Origin of the sequence: Pseudomonas frederiksbergensis (assembly GCF_035751725.1) — a bacterium.
GTDB classification, from domain to species: Bacteria; Pseudomonadota; Gammaproteobacteria; order Pseudomonadales; family Pseudomonadaceae; genus Aquipseudomonas; species Aquipseudomonas frederiksbergensis_A.
The window spans coordinates 858,862-878,668 of record NZ_CP142104.1; the positions used below are offsets into that span (position 1 = coordinate 858,862).

Sequence of the window (19,807 nt, forward strand, 5' to 3'; positions counted from 1 at the left end):
CGGTGAAGCTGTGTGCTTGAGCAGGTTGCATGAATCCCGGACAATGCGGCCTCTTTTTTGAACGCTTGGGCGTGATCACGATGTCGACAGACAAGGTTTCTGTCCACGGCAGTTGGGCTAGCCGCTGGGTCTTCATATTCGCCGCGACCGGTTCGGCCGTAGGGCTGGGTAGTATCTGGAAGTTTCCGTACATGGTCGGCGTCTATGGCGGCGGTGCTTTCGTGCTGATGTTCCTGGCGTGCATCGCGCTTATCGGCGCGCCGGTCATGTTGGCTGAGACGTTGATCGGCCGTCGCGCCCGGCAAAGTCCGGCCAACGCCTTGAAGGTGCTGGCTGTGGAGGCGGGTCACTCGTCGAAGTGGTCCTGGGGCGCATTCGCCGGGATGATCACGGCGCTGTTGATCTTGTCGTTCTACAGCGTGGTCGGTGGCTGGTCGCTGGACTACATCATCGACATGGGGCGCGGGGATTTCCAGAACGCGACGCCCGATCAGGTCGGTGCCTATTTCGGCAATGTGATTGCCGATCCCTGGAGGCTGACGCTTTGGCACACGCTGTTCATGGTGCTATCCGCCGTAGTGATCGCCCGCGGTGTCGTCGCGGGGCTTGAGCGCAGCCTGCGAATCATGATGCCGCTGCTGTTCGTGATGATCCTGGTGCTGCTGGGCTACAGCATGACCACCGGGCACTTCATGGAGGGCGTGCATTTCATGTTCGATTTCCAGCCGGAAAAAGTCATGGATGGATTGCTGCCGGCCATGGGACACGCATTTTTCTCCCTGAGCGTGGGGGTCGGTTCGATCATGATCTACGGCGCCTACATGCCCAAGAGCGCCTCTCTCACCAAGACCGTCGTCGGCGTTGCGTTGTTGGATACCTTTGTGTCGCTGCTGGCTGGGGTGGCATTGTTTCCGATTGTGTTTGCTGCCGGCCTGAACCCCAGCGAGGGGCCGGGGCTGATGTTTGTCAGCCTGCCATTTGCCTTCGGCAGCATGGCATTCGGCCAAGTGATGGGCGTGGTGTTTTTTGTCCTGGTGGCCATCGCCGCCTGGAGCTCGGCCATTTCCCTGCTTGAGCCGATGGTGGCTTATCTGGTGGAGCGAACCCGCCTCAGTCGTGCCTGGGTGACTTTCTGGCTGGCCTTCACTTGCTGGTTCGTGGGGTTGGGTACGGTTTTTTCCTTCAATATATGGAAGCAGGCGAAGTTTTTCGTGAACGAAGGCGGCCTGTTTCACCTCTACCAGTGGGGAGCGACCGGAGGGCTGGATTTCTTCGGGGTGATTGATTTCTTCACATCGCGGATCATGTTGCCATTGGGCGGTTTGTGTTTCGTGGTGTTTGCAGGGTGGGTCATGGGGCGTGAAGCCGTGCGTGATGAGTTGTCGCTACGCAGCCCTGTATTGTTCGCCTTGAGTCTGTTCTTGATGCGCTATGTAGCGCCCATTGGCATTCTTGTAGTGTTTGCCGCCCAGCTGTGGAAGTGACGCTTACATGACGACACATATTCAACGCTCGGCCCTGCTGCCCTATCCGGCCCAGGCGCTGTACGACTTGGTCAACGACGTGGCGAGTTACCCGCAATTCCTGCCCTGGTGCTCATCCGCCGAGGTGCTCGAAAGCTCCGAAACCCATATGCGCGCCAGCCTCAACGTCGCCAAGGGTGGGTTGAGCCAGCACTTTGTCACTCGCAACACCTTGGTGCCGGGTCAGTCCATCGAGATGAACCTTGAGGAAGGGCCTTTCAATCAGCTCCATGGCGTCTGGGTGTTCAAGGCGCTGGGTGATAAAGCCTGCAAGATCAGCCTGGACCTGTCGTTCGACTACGCCGGGCCACTGGTGCGAGCGACATTGGGCCCCCTGTTCAATCAGGCGGCCAATACCTTGGTCGACGCTTTTTGCCAGCGGGCCAAGCAGAATGCCGAGCTCAAACCTTGATCGAGATCGAAGTGGTGTATGCCGGTGTCAATCGCCAGGTATTGCGTCGAATCGCGGTTGAGGATGGGACATCTGTTCGTGCTGCGGTAATGGCGTCGGGTATCGCTGCCGAGTTTCCTGAGCTGGATTTAACGACGAGTCCTGTCGGGATTTTTGGTCGGGTGGTGGCGGATCCGGATCGTCAGTTGGTACAGCCGGACGATCGCCTTGAGATTTACCGGCCGTTGTTGGCTGACCCCAAGGAAACTCGTCGCCTGCGGGCCGCCAAGGCAGCTCAGGCTCGTCAAGCGGAGTAGGGTGCCGGCTTGGATTCCAGGCAATAAAAAACCCGGCATGCCGGGTTTTTTTGTGTCGCGGTTTACTGCGGCGAGGTATCCAGAGGTTCTGGCGTCGGGACAGGTACGGTCTCGACGTTGTCGACGTCCTTCTGGATCTGGTCCAGCAGCGAACCTGGCTTGGCCGGCTTTTCCGGTTTTGGCTGTTCGGTGTTCTGGGTCGGGTCGGTGACCGTGGTGCCGCTATCCTTGCCCATGATGGCTTCGTCGCGGCTCACGCCAGGCATGAAATCACCCGACAGGCTGACGAGTTGGTCATTGGCGTTGAAAATAACGCTGATGCGTTCCTGCTGCCGCTCGCCGCCACCTGGCTGCAAGCTGTACAGGTAATCCCAGCGATCGGCATGAAACGTGTCGGTCAACAGGGGGTTGCCCATGATAAACCGTACTTGCCGGCGGGTCATTCCCGGGCGTAACTGGTCTATCATGTCCTGCGTGACGACATTGCCCTGCTGGATGTCGATTTTGTAAACCCCGGGGAATGAACAACCGGCGAGTGCGAGCAGTCCCACGAAGGTGAAACTGGTTAGCAAGAGCTTGGTGTTTTGCATCGGTGGGCGACTTCCACTATCTTGGCTGGGACAACGTAAACACCGATCATACCCGCATTAAGAGAAGCTGCGAAGCAGCATCGCGAGAAAGCTGACCATGGTTGAAAATAGCGAACTACGCAAAGCCGGCCTCAAAGTGACCCTGCCACGGGTCAAGATTCTGCAAATGCTCGATTCTGCTGAGCAACGCCACATGAGTGCCGAAGACGTCTACAAGGCGCTCATGGAAGCTGGCGAGGATGTCGGTCTGGCCACGGTCTACCGTGTCTTGACTCAATTCGAAGCTGCCGGGTTGGTTGCTCGCCATAACTTTGATGGCGGTCATGCGGTCTTCGAATTGGCTGACGGGGAGCACCATGACCATATGGTGGATGTAGAGACCCGTGAAGTTATCGAATTCATCAGTCCTGAAATCGAAAAGCTACAAAAGGCGATTGCCGAGGAGCATGGTTTCGAGCTGATCGATCACCATCTCGTCCTGCACGTACGTAAGCGTAAATAAGCTTGTAGCGTGGGCCTAGGCCATCAAAACGAAAGAAGGCGACCCTCGGGTCGCCTTCTTTCGTTACGGCATCTTTCAGATTTTTGCAGCCACCACCATTTTTTTTGCGTGAGCCAAGGATTCCTTGGTCAGGTCTATTCCTCCCAACATCCGAGCGACCTCTTCCACACGCTCATTTTTGTTGAGCTTGGACACGGCAGTGCGGGTAGCGTCTTCACCGCGAACCTTGTGTACGAATAAATGTTGGTGGCCCTGGGCGGCGACTTGGGGCAGGTGAGTGACCGTCAGGACCTGTCCGCGCTCACCCAGTCGGCGCAGCAGCTGGCCGACAATTTCTGCTGTAGGGCCGCCAATGCCAACGTCCACTTCGTCGAATACCAGCGTCGGCACTCGCGATGTCTGCGCCGTGATGACCTGGATGGCCAGGCTGATGCGCGACAGCTCGCCGCCGGACGCCACTTTTGCCAATGCCTTGAGCGGTTGCCCGGGGTTGGCGCTGACCAGCAGTTCCACTTGCTCCAGCCCGTTAGGCAGAAGCTCGTCACCACCGTTGGGGTGCAGTTCGATGGTGAATCGGCCGCCTGGCATGCCCAGGCGCTGGATCTCCTGTTCCACCGCGCTCGCCAGGCCGGTTGCGGCTTGTCTGCGCAGTTCGCTGAGTTCCTTGGCCTTTTCCTGGTAATGGCGTGCATAGGATGCCAGTTCATCCCCGAGCCGCTCGATGGACTCGTCATTGGCGTTCAGGGTTTCAAGTTCTTCCAGCAGGCGTTGCTGAAGTTCGACGACTTCGGTTGGCTGGACGCGATGCTTACGGGCCAGTGTATAGATAGTGTCCAGACGCTCTTCCAGATATTGCAGGCGTGCCGGGTCGGCATCGAAATGGTCGAGGAAGCGGTTCAGCTCCCCGACGGCTTCTTCCACCTGGATCTGCGCGCTGGTCAGCAGGTTACTCGCTTCGCCCAGGGCTCCTACGGAATGGCTGACGCTGGAAAGTCGGTTAAGGCTCGCGGTCAGTGCGCTGAGCACGTTTCCGGAATCGCTTTCGCTACATTGCTCGACCACTTGTCGGCATACGCCCAGGAGTGCCTCGGCATTGGTCAGGTTCTTATGTTCCTGCTCCAGTTCCTGCAGTTCGTTTTCACCCAGGGCCAGGTTCTCCAGCTCTTCGAGCTGATAACTCAACAATTGGTGGCGGGCCCGTTGCTCATCGCCTGAGTTGGAAAGTCGATCCAGCTCCTGCCGGGTCTGCCGCCAGCGTTGGGCCGCCAGTTGAACCTGGCGGGCGAGGTCGGTAGCTCCAGCGTACTCGTCGAGCAGGCGACGATGGGTATCGGTCTTGAGCAGGGATTGGTGTTCATGCTGGCTGTGGATATCGATCAGCAGCTCGCCGAGGGCCTTGAGGTCGCCTAGGGGGCAAGGGGTGCCGTTGATATAGCCACGGGAGCGGCCCTCGGCGGTGATGACCCGGCGCAGGATGCACAGGCCGTCGGTGTCCAGGTCGCGCTCGGCCAGCCATGTGCTGGCCTCCGGGATGTCGACCAGGTCGAACGTCGCCAGGATGTCGGCCTTGTCCGCTCCGGGACGTACCACGCCGCTATCGGCGCGGTCGCCCAGCGTCAGGCCCAGAGCGTCGAGCATGATCGACTTGCCCGCGCCGGTTTCCCCGGTGATCACGCTCATGCCTCGATCGAGTTCGAGGTCGAGGTGTTCGACGATGGCGTAGTTATGTACGGACAGGTGCACCAGCATAAGGCCGCTCCCAGGCGTTAGGTCTGGTTATTTATACAGTGTTTTGTTTGAGGCTGACAATGCCTGCGCTTAGCTCGTTTTGCTTGGTCCGATAGAATTCTTAGCGCTGCTGGGAATGATCATGCTGCTGTCTTTTGTAGGGTTAATTCGTCAGGTCGCCCTTGAAGCTGGAAAACCCGGCCCCATATACCGGGGCAGAAGCGCGAGTCGAGCTCGCGGACGAAATTGAAAGGAGAAAACTATGGCTGACGAACAGACGCAGGATACGCAAAATCTAGACGCCAATCAGGCTCCCCAGGATTCGGGCGAAGACCTGGCGGCACGTGTACAAGTGCTCGAGGAGCAACTGGCCGGTGCGCAGGATCAGGCGCTGCGTGTAGCCGCCGACCTGCAGAACGTCCGCCGTCGCGCCGAGCAAGATGTGGAAAAGGCTCACAAATTCGCCTTGGAGCGTTTTGCCGGTGACCTGCTGCCGATCATCGATAGCCTGGAGCGCGGGCTGGAGTTGTCCAATCCTGATGATGAAAACATCCGCCCGATGCGTGAAGGCATCGAGCTGACGCTGAAAATGTTCCAGGACACCCTCAAGCGTTATCAGCTTGAAGCAATTGATCCGCACGGCGAGCCGTTCAATGCCGAACACCACCAGGCGATGGCAATGCAGGAAAGTGCCGACGTCGAGCCAAACAGTGTGTTGAAGGTTTTCCAGAAGGGCTACTTGCTCAACGGTCGCTTGCTGCGCCCGGCCATGGTTGTGGTCAGCAAGGCGCCAGCGCCGGTTTCGCCTTCAATTGATGAGCAGGCTTGAAATCGGGCGCAACGGCCCCCATTAAGAAGTCAAGCGTTTAAGTGCTACCGCAGTTAGCCACCACTGCTGCGGCAACAAAATCCAAGTTCCGGGAGAGTTAACATGGGCAAGATTATCGGTATCGACCTGGGGACCACCAACTCGTGCGTCTCCGTGCTGGAAAACGGCAAGGCCAAGGTTATTGAAAACGCTGAAGGCGCGCGCACCACGCCGTCGATCATCGCTTACGCCAACGATGGCGAAATTCTGGTTGGCCAGTCGGCCAAGCGTCAGGCTGTGACCAACCCGCATAACACCCTTTACGCGGTGAAGCGTCTGATCGGTCGCAAGTTCGACGAAGAAGTCGTTCAAAAAGACATCAAGATGGTGCCTTACAAAGTCGCCAAGGCTGACAATGGCGACGCATGGGTTGAAGTGAACGGCCAAAAAATGGCGCCGCCACAGATCTCTGCGGAAATCCTCAAGAAGATGAAGAAGACCGCCGAAGATTACCTCGGCGAGCCGGTGACTGAGGCGGTCATCACCGTTCCGGCCTACTTCAACGACAGCCAGCGCCAGGCAACCAAAGACGCCGGCCGCATCGCAGGCCTGGACGTAAAACGCATCATCAACGAACCTACCGCGGCTGCTCTGGCCTACGGCATGGACAAGGCCAAGGGCGATCACACCGTGATCGTTTATGACCTGGGTGGCGGTACCTTCGACGTTTCCGTGATCGAAATCGCCGAAGTCGACGGCGAGCATCAGTTCGAAGTGCTGGCAACCAACGGCGACACGTTCCTGGGTGGTGAAGACTTCGACATCCGCCTGATCGACTACCTCGTCGATGAGTTCAAGAAAGAAAGCGGCATGAACCTCAAGGGTGACCCGCTGGCCATGCAGCGCCTGAAAGAAGCCGCTGAAAAAGCCAAGATCGAGCTGTCTTCGAGCCAGTCGACCGACGTGAACCTGCCGTACATTACCGCAGACGCCACCGGTCCTAAGCACCTGAACGTGAAAATTTCCCGCGCCAAGCTTGAAGCGCTGGTGGAAGACCTGGTTCAGCGCACCATCGAACCTTGCCGCATCGCGATGAAAGACGCCGGCATCGACGTTGGCTCCATCAACGACGTGATCCTGGTCGGCGGTCAGACCCGTATGCCGCTGGTGCAGAAGCTGGTAACCGATTTCTTCGGCAAGGAAGCTCGCAAGGATGTGAACCCTGACGAAGCCGTTGCCATGGGTGCTGCCATCCAGGGCGCCGTTCTGGCCGGTGACGTTAAAGACGTTCTGCTGCTCGACGTCAGCCCGCTGACCCTGGGTATCGAAACCATGGGTGGCGTGATGACCGCGCTGATCGAGAAAAACACCACGATTCCTACCAAGAAATCCCAGGTGTTCTCGACCGCTGACGACAACCAGAGCGCCGTGACCATCCACGTGCTGCAAGGCGAGCGCAAGCAAGCTGCCCAGAACAAGTCCTTGGGCAAGTTCGACCTGGCCGAGATTCCACCAGCGCCACGTGGCGTGCCACAAATCGAAGTGACCTTCGATATTGACGCCAACGGCATCCTGCACGTCGGCGCGAAAGACAAGGCCACCGGCAAGACCCAGTCGATCGTGATCAAGGCCAACTCCGGTCTGTCCGAGGAAGAGATCCAGCAGATGGTTCGTGATGCTGAAGTCAACGCCGAGGAAGACCGCAAGTTCGAGGAGCTGGCAAGCGCCCGTAACCAGGGTGATGCGCTGGTGCACTCGACTCGCAAGATGGTTGCCGATGCTGGCGAGAAAGTGACTGCGGAAGAGAAAACCGCTATTGAAGCGGCCGTGGTTGCCCTGGAAGCTGCCGTCAAAGGCGACGACAAGGCGGCCATCGAAGCGAAGATCGAAGAGCTGTCGAAAGTCTCCGCGCCAGTGGCTCAGAAGATGTATGCCGAGCAGGCCCAGCCCGCCGAAGGTGCTGCGCAGCAAGGCGAATCGGCTGAAAAAGCCGACGACGTTGTCGACGCTGAGTTCGAAGAAGTGAAAGACAACAAGTAATCGCTTGTTGGTCGGCCGGTTGACTGCGTTTGTGCGGTGGCTGGTAGGATGTCGCCGCGCGGGAGCTTGCTCCCGCGTTGGCGTGTCTGGAGGCAGCGAATTTTTACAGCATGCGACAAAGCTCGGGTGCTGACGGTGTGTTCGGGAATGCTCCTGCTTTCCGGGCGATATGCGCCGAGACCAGGATCGTTGAATCGACGTGAGTTGGGTCCGGGCCTGTATTGGGGCCCAACGAGTTTGGCGAGGCTCAGGAGAGGTTGGCCGAACGTCCTATAAGAGTGCAAAGACTAATGGCAAAACGTGATTTTTACGAAGTATTGGGTGTTGAGCGGGGGGCCAGCGAGGCAGAGCTGAAAAAGGCCTATCGTCGCCTGGCGATGAAGCACCACCCGGACCGTAACCCCGGCGACAAGGCTTCGGAAGAGATGTTCAAGGAGGCCAACGAGGCCTATGAAGTCCTGTCCGATTCCAGCAAGCGCGCGGCTTACGACCAGTACGGCCATGCCGGCGTCGACCCAAGCATGGGTGGCGGCGGTGCCGGTTTCGGCGGACAGAACTTCTCCGATATTTTCGGTGATGTGTTCAGCGATTTCTTTGGTGGCGGCCGTGGCGGTGCCCGTGGGGGTGCCCAGCGTGGCAGTGACCTGCGCTATACGCTGGAGTTGAACCTGGAAGAAGCGGTGCGCGGTACTACCGTCAATATCCGCGTGCCGACGTTGGTCAATTGCAAACCGTGTGATGGCTCGGGTGCCAAGAAGGGCTCCTCGCCCGTGACCTGCCCGACTTGCGGCGGGATTGGCCAGGTCCGCATGCAGCAGGGCTTCTTCTCGGTCCAGCAGACCTGCCCGCGCTGTCACGGCCAGGGCAAGATCATTTCCGATCCGTGCGACTCCTGCCACGGTGAAGGACGTGTCGAAGAGTACAAGACGCTGTCGGTCAAGGTGCCGGCTGGTGTCGACACCGGCGACCGCATTCGCTTGTCCGGCGAAGGTGAAGCGGGTGCCCAGGGTGGCCCGACCGGCGACCTGTATGTGGTGATCAACGTGCGCGAGCACGCGATTTTCCAGCGCGACGGCAAGCACCTGTTCTGCGAAGTGCCGATCAGCTTCGTCGATGCAGCCTTGGGCGGCGAGCTGGAAATTCCGACCCTCGACGGCCGCGTCAAACTGAAAATTCCCGAGGGTACGCAGACCGGCAAGCAGTTCCGGATTCGCGGCAAGGGCGTGGCGCCGGTGCGTGGTGGTGGCGCCGGCGACCTGATGTGCCGCGTGGCGGTGGAAACCCCGGTCAACCTGGGGCGGCGTCAGCGTGAACTGTTGGAAGAGTTCCGCAACTCCCTGGCTGATGACAACAGTCATTCCCCGAAGACTACTGGTTGGTTCGAAGGCGTGAAGCGCTTCTTCGGCGACCTGTAAGGAGTCCGCATGCGACGTATAGCTGTGATGGGCGCTGCGGGGCGCATGGGCAAGGCGCTGGTCGAGGCGGTGCAGCAGCGCTCGCCGCTTTCGGGCCTGACGGCTGCCATCGTGCGGCCCGACAGTACGTTGGTCGGTGCCGATGCTGGCGAGCTGGCCTCGCTGGGGCGTATCGGCGTGCCGATGTCCGGCGGCTTGGAAAAGGTGCTTGACGAGTTTGATGTCCTGATCGACTTCACCTTGCCGGACGTGATGCTGAAAAACCTCGCGATTTGCCGCAAGCATGGCAAGGCCATGGTCATCGGCACCACGGGGCTGGACGCTGCGCAAAAGCAGTTGCTGGCCGACGCGGGCAAAGACATCCCGATCGTATTCGCGGCGAATTTCAGTGTCGGCGTGAACCTGTCGCTGAAGTTGCTGGACTTGACCGCTCGGGTGCTGGGTGACGACGCGGATATCGAGATCATCGAGGCGCATCATCGGCACAAGATCGACGCGCCTTCGGGAACGGCGTTGCGCATGGGTGAAGTGATTGCCGATGCGCTGGGGCGTGATCTGCAGGAAGTGGCCGTGTATGGGCGTGAAGGGCATACCGGTGCCCGTGAGCGCGACACCATCGGTTTCGCCACGGTGCGCGGTGGCGATGTCGTCGGCGACCACACCGTGCTGTTCGCCACTGAAGGCGAGCGCCTGGAGATCACCCACAAGGCGTCGAGCCGGATGACTTTTGCCAAGGGTGCCGTACGTGCCGCGTTGTGGCTGGATGGCCGCGAGCCTGGTTTGTACGACATGCAGGACGTTCTCGACCTGCGCTGATGTCCCTGAAGACGGGGTTCAGGTTATACTGGGCCCCGTTTTACACCGCTTCGCGACGGCCTGTCGCATTCCCCTGCCTTTAAGGCTCATTAGCGGTGGACCAAAAAAGCCTTTTTCTGTAAGCTACAGCTTTAGTGTGTCCACTAAAAGCGCGCAGAATAATTCAGTGAACAAGCGGGGTGACGTGTCCATACGTCACTCCGCTTTTTTACAACCTGCGATCGCCCTTTCAGGCTTTATTTACGGGAGGTCTTCTTGACTAAGCCAGCCATACTCGCCCTTGCTGATGGCAGCATTTTTCGCGGCGAAGCCATTGGAGCCGACGGTCAGACCGTTGGTGAGGTGGTGTTTAACACCGCAATGACCGGCTATCAGGAAATTCTTACCGATCCTTCCTACGCCCAACAAATCGTTACCTTGACCTACCCGCACATTGGCAACACCGGTACCACGCCGGAAGACGCCGAGTCTGATCGTGTCTGGTCCGCTGGCCTGGTCATCCGTGACTTGCCGCTGGTAGCGAGCAACTGGCGTAACACGATGTCCCTCTCCGACTACCTGAAAGCCAACAACGTTGTGGCGATCGCCGGTATCGACACCCGCCGCCTGACCCGCATCCTTCGGGAAAAAGGCGCGCAGAACGGCTGCATCATGGCCGGTGACAATATTTCCGAAGAAGCCGCTATCGCCGCTGCCCAGGGGTTCCCTGGCCTCAAGGGCATGGACCTGGCAAAAGTCGTCAGCACCCAGAAGCAGTACGAATGGCGCTCCACGGTCTGGGACCTGAAGACCGACCGTCACGCGACGATCGAGGCTTCCGAACTGCCGTACCACGTGGTTGCCTACGACTACGGCGTCAAACTCAACATCTTGCGCATGCTGGTCGAGCGTGGTTGCCGCGTCACCGTGGTACCTGCGCAAACCCCGGCCGCCGACGTCCTGGCACTCAAGCCCGACGGCGTATTCCTGTCCAACGGTCCTGGTGATCCGGAGCCTTGCGACTACGCGATCCAGGCGATCAAGGATGTGCTGGAAACCGAGATCCCGGTCTTCGGTATATGCCTCGGCCACCAGTTGCTGGCCCTGGCTTCGGGCGCCAAGACCCTGAAAATGGGCCACGGCCACCACGGTGCCAACCACCCGGTCCAGGACCTGGACACCGGCGTGGTGATGATCACCAGCCAGAACCATGGTTTCGCCGTGGATGAAGCGACCCTGCCGGCCAACGTCCGTGCGATCCACAAATCGCTGTTCGACGGCACGCTGCAAGGTATCGAGCGTACCGACAAGAGCGCGTTCAGCTTCCAGGGCCACCCTGAAGCGAGCCCGGGCCCGAACGATGTGGCGCCGCTGTTCGATCGCTTCATCAATGAGATGGCCAAGCGACGCTGACCGCGCGAAGCCCGAGGGCGGCCCCGAATGCGGTGGCCCCCTCGGGCGCTTCAAAGATTGTTCGACGGCCTAGCCGACTGACCTGCGGATTTGAGTGACAAACCCATGCCAAAACGTACAGACATAAAAAGCATCCTGATTCTCGGCGCCGGCCCGATCGTGATCGGCCAGGCCTGCGAATTCGACTACTCCGGCGCCCAGGCCTGTAAAGCCCTGCGCGAAGAGGGCTATCGCGTCATCCTGGTGAACTCCAACCCGGCCACCATCATGACCGACCCGGCCATGGCCGATGCCACCTACATCGAGCCGATCAAGTGGCAGACTGTCGCCAAAATCATTGAGAAGGAGCGCCCGGACGCACTGCTGCCGACCATGGGCGGCCAGACCGCGCTAAACTGCGCACTGGACCTGGAGCGCGAAGGCGTCCTGGAAAAATTCGGTGTGGAAATGATCGGCGCCAACGCCGACACCATCGACAAGGCCGAAGACCGTTCGCGCTTCGACAAGGCGATGAAATCCATCGGCCTGGACTGCCCACGCTCGGGCATCGCCCACAGCATGGAAGAGGCCAACGCCGTCCTGGAGCGCCTTGGCTTCCCGTGCATCATCCGTCCGTCCTTCACCATGGGCGGCACCGGTGGTGGCATCGCCTACAACCGTGAAGAGTTCGAAGAAATCTGCGCCCGTGGTCTCGACTTGTCGCCGACCAAGGAACTGCTGATCGACGAATCGCTGATCGGCTGGAAAGAATATGAGATGGAAGTTGTCCGCGACAAAAAGGACAACTGCATCATCGTCTGCTCCATCGAGAACTTCGACCCGATGGGCGTGCACACCGGCGACTCGATCACCGTCGCACCGGCCCAGACCCTGACCGACAAGGAATACCAGATCCTGCGTAACGCCTCCCTGGCGGTGCTGCGCGAGATCGGCGTGGAAACCGGCGGCTCCAACGTCCAGTTCGGCATCTGCCCGAACACCGGTCGCATGGTGGTCATCGAGATGAACCCGCGGGTATCCCGTTCGTCGGCGCTGGCGTCGAAAGCCACCGGCTTCCCGATCGCCAAGGTCGCTGCCAAGCTGGCCGTGGGCTACACCCTGGATGAGCTGTCGAACGACATCACCGGCGGCAAGACCCCGGCGTCCTTCGAGCCGTCCATCGACTACGTCGTGACCAAGCTGCCACGCTTCGCCTTCGAGAAGTTCGCCAAGGCCGACGCCCGCCTGACCACTCAAATGAAGTCGGTCGGTGAAGTCATGGCCATCGGCCGGACCTTCCAGGAATCCCTGCAGAAAGCCCTTCGCGGCCTGGAAGTGGGCGTTTGCGGCCTCGATCCAAAGCTGGACCTGAGCAACCCGGAAAGCATGAGCGAGCTCAAGCGCGAGCTGACCGTGCCGGGTGCCGAGCGTATCTGGTACGTGGCCGATGCCTTCCGCGCCGGCATGACCGTCGAGCAGATCTTCGGCATGAACATGATCGACCCTTGGTTCCTGGTACAGATCGAAGATCTGATCAAGGAAGAAGAGAAGGTCAAGACCCTGGGCATGTCCAGCATCGACCGCAACACGATGTTCCGTCTCAAGCGCAAGGGTTTCTCCGACATGCGCCTGGCCAAGCTGCTGGGTGTGACCGAGAAGAGCCTGCGTGCCCATCGCCACAAGCTGGAAGTGTTTCCGGTCTACAAGCGCGTCGACACCTGCGCGGCCGAGTTCGCAACCGACACCGCTTACCTGTACTCCACATACGAAGAAGAGTGCGAAGCTGCGCCTTCGACCCGCGACAAGATCATGATCCTGGGTGGCGGTCCTAACCGGATCGGCCAGGGTATCGAGTTCGACTACTGCTGCGTACACGCGGCACTGGCCCTGCGCGACGACGGTTACGAGACCATCATGGTCAACTGCAACCCCGAAACCGTCTCCACCGACTACGACACCTCCGATCGCCTGTACTTCGAGCCAGTGACCCTGGAAGACGTGCTGGAAATCGTCCGCGTCGAGAAGCCAAAAGGCGTGATCGTCCAGTACGGCGGCCAGACTCCTTTGAAACTGGCTCGCGCCCTTGAAGCTGCTGGCGTGCCGATCATCGGCACCAGCCCGGATGCGATCGACCGCGCCGAAGACCGCGAGCGCTTCCAGCAGATGGTCGAGCGCCTGAACCTGCGTCAGCCGCCAAACGCCACCGTGCGCAGCGAGGACGAAGCGATTCGTGCCGCCGCCAAGATCGGTTACCCGCTGGTGGTGCGTCCGTCCTACGTCCTGGGCGGTCGTGCGATGGAAATCGTCTACCAGGAAGACGAACTCAAGCGCTACCTGCGCGAAGCGGTCCAGGTGTCCAACGACAGCCCGGTGCTGCTGGACCACTTCCTCAACTGCGCCATCGAAATGGACGTGGATGCGGTCAGCGACGGCAAGGATGTGGTGATTGGCGCGATCATGCAGCACATCGAGCAAGCCGGCGTTCACTCCGGTGACTCCGCTTGCTCGCTGCCGCCATACTCGCTGCCTGCACACATCCAGGACGAAATGCGCGAGCAGGTCAAGAAAATGGCCCTGGAGCTGGGTGTCATCGGCCTGATGAACGTACAGCTAGCCCTGCAGGGCGAAGACATCTACGTCATTGAAGTCAATCCGCGCGCTTCTCGGACCGTACCGTTCGTTTCCAAGTGCATCGGTGTTTCCCTGGCGATGATCGCGGCCCGCGTAATGGCTGGCAAAACCTTGCAAGAGCTCGGCTTTACCAAGGAAATCATCCCGAACTTCTACAGTGTCAAGGAAGCGGTGTTCCCGTTCGCCAAGTTCCCAGGTGTCGACCCGATCCTCGGCCCGGAAATGAAATCCACAGGCGAAGTGATGGGCGTGGGCGATACCTTCGGTGAAGCCTTCGCCAAGGCCCAGATGGGCGCCAGTGAAGTGTTGCCGACGGGTGGCACGGCGTTCATCAGCGTGCGTGATGACGACAAGCCACTGGTTGCAGGCGTGGCCCGTGATCTGATCAACTTGGGCTTCGAAGTGGTCGCAACTGCCGGTACTGCCAAGCTGATCGAAGCAGCAGGCCTGAAAGTTCGCCGCGTGAACAAGGTGACCGAGGGCCGTCCGCACGTGGTCGACATGATCAAGAATGACGAAGTCACGCTGATCATCAACACCACCGAAGGTCGCCAGTCGATCGCCGATTCCTATTCCATTCGTCGCAACGCGCTGCAGCACAAGATCTACTGCACCACGACCATTGCGGCAGGCGAAGCGATCTGCGAAGCACTCAAGTTCGGTCCCGAGAAGACCGTGCGTCGCTTGCAGGATCTACATGCAGGATTGAAGGCATGAGCATAACCAAGTACCCCATGACAGTTCAGGGCGCGAAGGCCCTGGAAGAAGAACACGCTTTCCTCACCAAGGTCGAGCGCCCGCGCTTGAGCCAGGCTATTGGCGAAGCGCGTGAGCTGGGCGACCTGAAGGAAAACGCCGAATACCACGCTGCCCGAGAGGAGCAGGGTATGGTCGAGGCGCGTGTCCGTGACATCGAAGGCCGCATGCAGAATGCAGTGATCATCGACGTCACCACGATCCCGCACACTGGCAAAGTGATTTTCGGCACCACCGTGGAAATCGCCAACGTCGAGACGGATGAAAGCGTTACTTACCAGATCGTTGGCGAGGACGAGGCAGACATCAAGCTCGGCAAGATTTCAGTGGGTTCACCTATCGCTCGCGCCTTGATCGCCAAGGAAGAGGGTGATGTGGTTGCCGTGAAGACGCCTGGCGGTGTCATCGAGTATGAGATTGTCGAAGTCCGTCATATCTGAGCGAAGGCGTCCGCTGCGCGCGGGCGCCATGATCTGGCAGCTCGCCCAGATGTTGTGGGTGGGCGGCGTCTGGTTGCTGCACGTCGGTCTACTGCCGGTGCTGGGGCAAATCGGCCTGGCGCCGCTGCTCATCGATGAAATCGCAAGCGTGCTGACGGCGCTGCTGGTCGGATTTTCCGCCGCATGCGTCATGTTCCAGGTTTTGGTACTGGTCCAGATCGAAGGTGTTGCTAGTCTTTGGCGCGACATCCGTGGGCAATTGCTGCTCATGGCGTTGTATGCGTGCGCAATGTTCCTGGCGGTGCGTCTCGGCTGGCCGGGAGCAATTCAATGGCAGGTGTTCAGTTACCTGGTGTTGGGCTTTTCCGGATTGATACTGGTGTTGCAGCCGGTGCCCGGCTGGAGTGGCAGGGTGCGCGAAGCGCACCCTTGACCCTTGGCATCACTTGAAACGGTGCACATTCGACAGTTGCTTGTTGACGCTGAAATTCTTGCGATAAATCAGCGCCATCTTGCCGATGACCTGTACCAGGTCTGCCTTTCCGGCTTTGCATAGCTCGGCGATGGCAGCCAGGCGGGCTTCGCGATCGAGTATGTTGAGCTTGATCTTGATCAGCTCATGGTCACCCAGGGCGCGCTCGAGTTCGGCGAGTACACCTTCAGTCAAACCGTTGTCAGCCACAGTCAAAACCGGTTTCAGATGGTGGCCAATGGATTTGTATTGTTTCTTCTGCTCTTGAGTGAGCGGCATAATCTGACCCCTGCGTCTGATCTTGTAAAAAGCGGCGGCCAGTTTACCCGAGCAAGTCCGGCACCGCCCAGTTAATCACGACGCGATTTATTTTTTTAGAGGTGGCCCGTGGCCCGTTCCAAGACAAGCCAGAACTGGCTCAAAGAACATTTCAACGATCCCTACGTCAAAATGGCGCAGAAAGACGGCTATCGTTCGCGCGCCAGCTATAAATTGCTGGAAATCCAGGAGAAGGATCGCCTGATCCGCCCTGGCATGACCGTGATCGACCTCGGTGCAGCGCCGGGAGGCTGGTCGCAAGTGACCAGTCGTCTGATTGGAGGGCAGGGGCGGTTGATCGCTTCCGACATCCTGGAAATGGATGGCATCCCCGACGTCACCTTCATCCAGGGCGATTTCACGGAGGACGCGGTGTTGGCGAAAATCCTCGAGGCCGTCGGAAATACCGAAGTCGACCTTGTGATTTCCGATATGGCCCCCAATATGAGTGGATTGGCGGCTGTCGACATGCCTCGTGCGATGTTCCTCAGCGAGCTGGCCCTGGATCTTGCGGGGCGGGTTCTGCGTCCGGGTGGTGATTTCCTGATCAAGGTTTTCCAAGGCGAAGGCTTCGACGAATACCACAAGGGCATCCGCAAGCTGTTCGACAAAGTGCAGATGCGCAAGCCATTGTCGTCCCGTGACCGTTCTCGCGAGCAGTACTTGCTGGCGCGTGGGTTCCGCGGGATTGAAGGCGCTGCCAGCGATGAGCGTCTTTAATGAGGGGCGATAGTTTTTTTTGTCTCGCCTTGCAAAAGCCGCGTAACGAAAATTACGCGAGTCAAAGTTTCACAAAGGGTTACAGACGGCGCCTGCCAAGTCGCAGGTAATGTAGTAAGTTAGGCCGGTGAATATCATGCGAAGCGCGCGCCAGTAGCGGAGCTTGCTTCAGAGGGTAGTTAATTGAACGATATGGCAAAGAATCTGATCCTGTGGTTGATCATCGCAGCAGTCCTTGTGACCGTGATGAACAACTTCTCCAGCCCTAACGAGCCGCAGACCCTCAACTATTCCGACTTTCTCCAGCAGGTCAAGGAAGGCAAGGTCGAGCGCGTAGCGGTTGATGGCTATGTGATTACCGGCAAGCGCACCGATGGCGACAATTTCAAGACCATTCGTCCGGCCATCCAGGACAACGGCCTGATCGGCGACCTGGTGGATAATCGTGTCGTGATCGAAGGCAAGCAACCCGAGCAGCAAAGCATCTGGACGCAGCTCCTGGTCGCAAGCTTCCCTATCCTCGTGATCATTGCGGTGTTCATGTTCTTCATGCGCCAGATGCAGGGCGGAGCCGGAGGCAAGGGCGGGCCGATGAGTTTCGGCAAGAGCAAGGCCCGGCTGTTGTCTGAAGATCAGGTCAAGACCACCCTTGCCGACGTCGCGGGTTGCGATGAGGCCAAGGAGGAAGTGGGTGAGCTGGTTGAATTCCTGCGCGATCCGGGCAAATTCCAACGCCTGGGCGGGCGCATTCCACGTGGCGTGCTGATGGTCGGCCCACCGGGTACTGGTAAGACGTTGCTGGCCAAGGCGATCGCCGGCGAAGCGAAAGTGCCGTTCTTCACGATTTCCGGTTCCGATTTTGTCGAGATGTTCGTCGGCGTGGGCGCGAGTCGTGTACGTGACATGTTCGAACAAGCCAAGAAGCACGCTCCTTGCATCATTTTCATCGACGAGATCGACGCTGTCGGTCGTCACCGTGGCGCCGGCATGGGTGGTGGTCACGACGAGCGTGAACAGACTCTCAACCAGTTGCTGGTCGAGATGGACGGTTTTGAAATGAACGACGGCATCATCGTGATTGCCGCTACCAACCGTCCTGATGTGCTCGACCCTGCGCTGTTGCGTCCAGGTCGTTTCGACCGCCAGGTCGTCGTGGGGCTGCCGGACATTCGCGGTCGCGAACAGATCCTGAAGGTCCACATGCGCAAGGTGCCGATGGGTGATGATGTCGCTCCAGCGGTCATCGCCCGCGGTACGCCGGGTTTCTCCGGCGCAGACTTGGCAAACCTTGTAAACGAGGCGTCGTTGTTTGCGGCCCGTTCCGGCAAGCGCGTCGTGGAAATGAAAGAGTTCGAATTGGCCAAGGACAAGATCATGATGGGCGCCGAGCGCAAATCGATGGTCATGTCGGAAAAAGAAAAGCAGAACACGGCTTACCATGAGGCGGGTCACGCCATTGTCGGTCGCGTAGTGCCTGAGCATGATCCGGTGTACAAGGTATCGATCATCCCGCGCGGTCGCGCGCTGGGCGTTACGATGTTCCTTCCGGAAGAAGACCGCTACAGCCTTTCCAAGCGTGCATTGATCAGTCAGATCTGTTCGCTGTATGGCGGTCGTATCGCCGAGGAAATGACGTTGGGCTTCGATGGCGTAACGACCGGTGCGTCGAACGACATCATGCGTGCCAGCCAGATTGCTCGGAACATGGTGACCAAGTGGGGCTTGTCCGAGAAGCTTGGACCGTTGATGTACGCAGAGGAAGAGGGCGAAGTGTTCCTTGGACGCGGTGGTGGTGGGCAGCATGCGAGCTTCTCGGGCGAGACTGCCAAGCTTATCGACACTGAAGTTCGCAGCATCATCGACCTCTGCTACGGAACGGCCAAGCAGATCCTCACGGATAACCGCGATAAGCTGGATGCGATGGCTGATGCCTTGATGAAGTATGAAACCATCGATGCCGAGCAGATCGACGACATCATGGCAGGCCGCACGCCTCGCGAACCTCGTGATTGGACGGGTGGCACGGGTACCTCGGGTACGCCTCCGGCGGTGCAGGGCGAGCGTCCGGAAACACCTATCGGCGGTCCGGCGGCCGACGTCTAAGGCTTGAAATGACTTCTGTCCAGTCCTCGACCCGGTTGCCTTGCGGCAACCGGGTTCTTGATTTGGCCCATGTGCATGTCATGGGTATCCTTAACGTCACTCCAGACTCCTTTTCCGATGGTGGGCGCTTCAATCAGCTCGACGCTGCGTTGCGGCATGCGGAGGCCATGGTCTCGGCTGGCGCGACGCTGATCGATGTGGGGGGCGAGTCCACCCGTCCGGGTGCTCGGGCGGTTTCGCCGACCGAAGAGCTGGAGCGAGTGGCGCCGATTGTCGAGCGCATCCATCGCGAGCTTGATGTCGTTATCTCGGTCGACACGTCCACGCCGGCAGTCATGCGTGAGGCGGCGCGGCTGGGGGCGGGGCTGATCAATGATGTTCGCGCCTTGCGCCGCGATGGCGCTCTGGATGCGGCCGCTGCCACGGGCCTGCCGGTTTGCCTGATGCATATGCTTGGCGAACCAGGAACCATGCAGGACGACCCGAGCTATCACGACGTGACCAGGGAAGTGGGCGAATTCCTGGCGGAGCGCATGGGCCTTTGTGCTGCTGCGGGTATTCCTGCCGAGCGCATCATCCTTGATCCCGGATTCGGTTTTGCGAAGACGCTGGCGCACAATCTGAGCCTGTTCAAACATATGGAAGCCTTGCATGCCCTGGGGCGGCCCCTATTGGTCGGCGTCTCGCGAAAGAGCATGATAGGCAATGCCTTGGGTCGCCCGGTGGGAGACCGTCTGTACGGTGGTCTCGCCCTGGCGGCCCTGGCCATTACAAAAGGCGCGCGTATATTGCGAGTGCATGATGTAGTCGAAACAATGGATGTCGTGCGGATGATCGCAGCCGTGGATTCAGCCGAATAAGAATGA

At 59.3% G+C, this 19,807-nt stretch carries 18 protein-coding genes; 15 read left to right on the plus strand and 3 right to left on the minus strand.

What is annotated here, in order from left to right:
* The first annotated feature begins 80 nt into the window (after positions 1 to 80).
* From VQ575_RS03780 to VQ575_RS03790, 3 genes are read left to right on the plus strand one after another with little or no spacing between them, the layout of a single operon-like run.
* A complete protein-coding gene (locus tag VQ575_RS03780; RefSeq protein WP_198726243.1) occupies positions 81 to 1,484 on the plus strand; it encodes a sodium-dependent transporter in 1,404 nt (467 codons plus the stop codon).
* A gap of 7 nt (positions 1,485 to 1,491) precedes the next feature.
* Positions 1,492 to 1,935, plus strand: coding sequence for a type II toxin-antitoxin system RatA family toxin (locus VQ575_RS03785; RefSeq protein ID WP_039592332.1), 444 nt, complete (start codon positions 1,492 to 1,494; stop codon positions 1,933 to 1,935).
* On the plus strand, positions 1,932 to 2,231 hold the full coding sequence (locus VQ575_RS03790; RefSeq protein ID WP_039592331.1) for an RnfH family protein: 300 nt from the start codon (positions 1,932 to 1,934) through the stop codon (positions 2,229 to 2,231). Before VQ575_RS03785 ends, VQ575_RS03790 begins: the two co-directional genes overlap by 4 nt.
* A 62-nt stretch (positions 2,232 to 2,293) precedes the next feature.
* Here VQ575_RS03790 and bamE read toward each other — a convergent pair whose 3' ends face one another.
* Entirely contained in the window at positions 2,294 to 2,821 is a 528-nt protein-coding gene (bamE, locus tag VQ575_RS03795) for an outer membrane protein assembly factor BamE (protein WP_039592330.1), read from the minus strand.
* Positions 2,822 to 2,918: 97 nt separating this feature from the next.
* Here bamE and fur point away from each other — a divergent pair, with 97 nt between their 5' ends.
* Positions 2,919 to 3,323 (plus strand): ferric iron uptake transcriptional regulator, encoded by a 405-nt coding sequence (fur, locus tag VQ575_RS03800; protein WP_039592329.1) that lies wholly within the window; start codon positions 2,919 to 2,921, stop codon positions 3,321 to 3,323.
* A 75-nt stretch (positions 3,324 to 3,398) separates the two neighbouring features.
* On the opposite strand, the gene recN is transcribed toward fur, so the two are convergent.
* Positions 3,399 to 5,072, minus strand: coding sequence for a DNA repair protein RecN (gene recN, locus VQ575_RS03805; RefSeq protein WP_045156926.1), 1,674 nt, complete (start codon positions 5,070 to 5,072; stop codon positions 3,399 to 3,401).
* A 241-nt stretch (positions 5,073 to 5,313) separates the two neighbouring features.
* On the opposite strand from recN, the gene grpE reads away from it, so the two are divergent.
* The 8 genes from grpE (at position 5,314) to VQ575_RS03845 (ending at position 15,761) form a co-directional block, all read left to right on the plus strand.
* Positions 5,314 to 5,880, plus strand: coding sequence for a nucleotide exchange factor GrpE (gene grpE / locus VQ575_RS03810; protein WP_039592327.1), 567 nt, complete (start codon positions 5,314 to 5,316; stop codon positions 5,878 to 5,880).
* Positions 5,881 to 5,982: 102 nt separating this feature from the next.
* Positions 5,983 to 7,899: a molecular chaperone DnaK gene (gene dnaK / locus VQ575_RS03815; RefSeq protein ID WP_039592326.1), complete on the plus strand. Its 1,917-nt coding sequence runs from the start codon at positions 5,983 to 5,985 to the stop codon at positions 7,897 to 7,899.
* A gap of 290 nt (positions 7,900 to 8,189) precedes the next feature.
* A complete protein-coding gene (dnaJ, locus tag VQ575_RS03820; protein ID WP_039592325.1) occupies positions 8,190 to 9,314 on the plus strand; it encodes a molecular chaperone DnaJ in 1,125 nt (374 codons plus the stop codon).
* Positions 9,315 to 9,323: 9 nt separating this feature from the next.
* Positions 9,324 to 10,130, plus strand: a complete 807-nt coding sequence (gene dapB, locus VQ575_RS03825) for a 4-hydroxy-tetrahydrodipicolinate reductase (RefSeq protein WP_039592324.1) — start codon at positions 9,324 to 9,326, stop codon at positions 10,128 to 10,130.
* Positions 10,131 to 10,385: 255 nt separating this feature from the next.
* The gene (gene carA / locus VQ575_RS03830; protein ID WP_039592323.1) at positions 10,386 to 11,522 is read left to right on the plus strand and encodes a glutamine-hydrolyzing carbamoyl-phosphate synthase small subunit; all 1,137 of its coding nucleotides are present in this window, start codon (positions 10,386 to 10,388) and stop codon (positions 11,520 to 11,522) included.
* Positions 11,523 to 11,627: 105 nt separating this feature from the next.
* Entirely contained in the window at positions 11,628 to 14,849 is a 3,222-nt protein-coding gene (gene carB / locus VQ575_RS03835; RefSeq protein ID WP_039592322.1) for a carbamoyl-phosphate synthase large subunit, read from the plus strand.
* 2 nt (positions 14,850 to 14,851) lie between these two features.
* Positions 14,852 to 15,328, plus strand: a complete 477-nt coding sequence (gene greA / locus VQ575_RS03840; protein ID WP_030139783.1) for a transcription elongation factor GreA — start codon at positions 14,852 to 14,854, stop codon at positions 15,326 to 15,328.
* A gap of 28 nt (positions 15,329 to 15,356) precedes the next feature.
* On the plus strand, positions 15,357 to 15,761 hold the full coding sequence (locus VQ575_RS03845) for a hypothetical protein (protein ID WP_039592321.1): 405 nt from the start codon (positions 15,357 to 15,359) through the stop codon (positions 15,759 to 15,761).
* Positions 15,762 to 15,770: 9 nt separating this feature from the next.
* Here VQ575_RS03845 and VQ575_RS03850 read toward each other — a convergent pair whose 3' ends face one another.
* Positions 15,771 to 16,079, minus strand: a complete 309-nt coding sequence (locus VQ575_RS03850; protein WP_039592320.1) for a YhbY family RNA-binding protein — start codon at positions 16,077 to 16,079, stop codon at positions 15,771 to 15,773.
* Between the two features lie 108 nt (positions 16,080 to 16,187).
* Here VQ575_RS03850 and rlmE point away from each other — a divergent pair, with 108 nt between their 5' ends.
* The 3 genes from rlmE (at position 16,188) to folP (ending at position 19,801) form a co-directional block, all read left to right on the plus strand.
* Positions 16,188 to 16,838 carry a 23S rRNA (uridine(2552)-2'-O)-methyltransferase RlmE gene (gene rlmE, locus VQ575_RS03855; protein WP_039592319.1) on the plus strand — a complete coding sequence of 217 codons (651 nt, stop codon included), beginning with the start codon at positions 16,188 to 16,190 and terminating at the stop codon, positions 16,836 to 16,838.
* A 192-nt stretch (positions 16,839 to 17,030) separates the two neighbouring features.
* Positions 17,031 to 18,941, plus strand: coding sequence for an ATP-dependent zinc metalloprotease FtsH (gene ftsH / locus VQ575_RS03860; RefSeq protein ID WP_039592318.1), 1,911 nt, complete (start codon positions 17,031 to 17,033; stop codon positions 18,939 to 18,941).
* 8 nt (positions 18,942 to 18,949) lie between these two features.
* Positions 18,950 to 19,801 (plus strand): dihydropteroate synthase, encoded by an 852-nt coding sequence (gene folP / locus VQ575_RS03865; RefSeq protein WP_039592317.1) that lies wholly within the window; start codon positions 18,950 to 18,952, stop codon positions 19,799 to 19,801.
* Positions 19,802 to 19,807 lie beyond the last annotated feature (6 nt).

What these genes read in the sequence shown, in the direction of transcription:
- VQ575_RS03780 (WP_198726243.1), top strand. Translation starts at nt 81, where the DNA reads ATGTCGACAGACAAGGTTTCTGTCCACGGCAGTTGGGCTAGCCGCTGG.
- VQ575_RS03785 (WP_039592332.1), top strand. Translation starts at nt 1,492, where the DNA reads ATGACGACACATATTCAACGCTCGGCCCTGCTGCCCTATCCGGCCCAG.
- dapB (WP_039592324.1), top strand. Translation starts at nt 9,324, where the DNA reads ATGCGACGTATAGCTGTGATGGGCGCTGCGGGGCGCATGGGCAAGGCG.
- ftsH (WP_039592318.1), top strand. Translation starts at nt 17,031, where the DNA reads ATGGCAAAGAATCTGATCCTGTGGTTGATCATCGCAGCAGTCCTTGTG.
- bamE (WP_039592330.1), bottom strand. Translation starts at nt 2,821, where the DNA reads ATGCAAAACACCAAGCTCTTGCTAACCAGTTTCACCTTCGTGGGACTG.
- VQ575_RS03845 (WP_039592321.1), top strand. Translation starts at nt 15,357, where the DNA reads ATGATCTGGCAGCTCGCCCAGATGTTGTGGGTGGGCGGCGTCTGGTTG.
- grpE (WP_039592327.1), top strand. Translation starts at nt 5,314, where the DNA reads ATGGCTGACGAACAGACGCAGGATACGCAAAATCTAGACGCCAATCAG.
- recN (WP_045156926.1), bottom strand. Translation starts at nt 5,072, where the DNA reads ATGCTGGTGCACCTGTCCGTACATAACTACGCCATCGTCGAACACCTC.
- folP (WP_039592317.1), top strand. Translation starts at nt 18,950, where the DNA reads ATGACTTCTGTCCAGTCCTCGACCCGGTTGCCTTGCGGCAACCGGGTT.
- dnaJ (WP_039592325.1), top strand. Translation starts at nt 8,190, where the DNA reads ATGGCAAAACGTGATTTTTACGAAGTATTGGGTGTTGAGCGGGGGGCC.
- carB (WP_039592322.1), top strand. Translation starts at nt 11,628, where the DNA reads ATGCCAAAACGTACAGACATAAAAAGCATCCTGATTCTCGGCGCCGGC.
- fur (WP_039592329.1), top strand. Translation starts at nt 2,919, where the DNA reads ATGGTTGAAAATAGCGAACTACGCAAAGCCGGCCTCAAAGTGACCCTG.
- dnaK (WP_039592326.1), top strand. Translation starts at nt 5,983, where the DNA reads ATGGGCAAGATTATCGGTATCGACCTGGGGACCACCAACTCGTGCGTC.
- VQ575_RS03850 (WP_039592320.1), bottom strand. Translation starts at nt 16,079, where the DNA reads ATGCCGCTCACTCAAGAGCAGAAGAAACAATACAAATCCATTGGCCAC.